The 930-nt window shown below is 63.8% G+C and carries 1 protein-coding gene and 1 pseudogene; one reads left to right on the forward strand and one right to left on the reverse strand.

Translation table 11 applies throughout. The annotated features are described in order from the left end of the window. A partial coding sequence (locus EN969_RS32995; protein WP_164758751.1) for a L,D-transpeptidase family protein occupies positions 1–728 on the forward strand: 728 nt, incomplete at its 5' end. 1 nt (position 729) lies between these two features. Here EN969_RS32995 and EN969_RS33000 read toward each other — a convergent pair. Next, a pseudogene (locus EN969_RS33000) lies at positions 730–930 on the reverse strand (hypothetical protein); the annotation flags it as partial.

A 930-nucleotide genomic window follows, 5' to 3' on the forward strand; every position in this document is an offset into this window, starting at 1 on the left:
TGCTGCCCTCCGATCTCGGCAGCCCGCGCGTCTTCATCAACCAGCCGGCCTTCACCGCGAGCTACATCGACAATGGCGAGGAAAAGCTCAAGACGCGTGCCGTCATTGGCCGGACCACCAACCAGACCTCCTTCTTCTACGACCAGATCAAGCAGGTCGATTTCCATCCCTATTGGGGCGTGCCCCAGTCGATCATCGTCAACGAGATGCTGCCGAGATTGCGCAACGATCCGGGCTATCTCGACCGGGCCGGCTATGAGGTGACGGATTCGCGCGGCAAGCGCATTCCTTCGTCGGCGGTCAACTGGGGCGCCTATGGCTCGAACATCCCATACAGCGTGCGCCAGCAGCCGAGCGAGGCCAACGCGCTGGGCGAGTTGAAGATCCTGTTCCCCAACAAGCATGCGATCTACATGCACGACACGCCGCAGAAATCGTTCTTCCAGCGCGATATGCGCGCGCTCAGCCATGGCTGCGTGCGGCTGCAGGACCCGCGCGGCATGGCGGCGGCGGTGCTTGGCACCTCCGTGGACTATATCGCCGAGAAGCTGAAGCACGGCCACGCGACCGAGAACGTGACACGCACGATCCCGGTCTATGTCGCCTATTTCACCGCATGGCCCGATCTGTCGGGCAAGGTCGAATATTTCGGCGACGTCTACGACCGCGACTCGCGGCTGAAGCAGGCCCTGGATGCCACGGAGGCGGTTCGCTCGCCTTCGAGTTGATTTAGCGCTCGAACAGTGGCCGTCGGAAGCCGGCGTCGCGCCCGGCGATCAGCCAATAGAGCAACCCGGCGACAAGGCCGGCAGCGGCAATGATGCCGATGTCGACCCAACGCTCCGGGTCCATGTCCTCCGGTGCGCTCGGCCAGATCAGGGCGAAGCCGCCGACTGCGGCGCCAGCGCCGAAAACCATGTGCAGCAGGAC

This window comes from Mesorhizobium sp. M7A.F.Ca.CA.003.01.2.1 (assembly GCF_003998945.1).
GTDB classification, from domain to species: domain Bacteria; phylum Pseudomonadota; class Alphaproteobacteria; order Rhizobiales; family Rhizobiaceae; genus Mesorhizobium; species Mesorhizobium ciceri.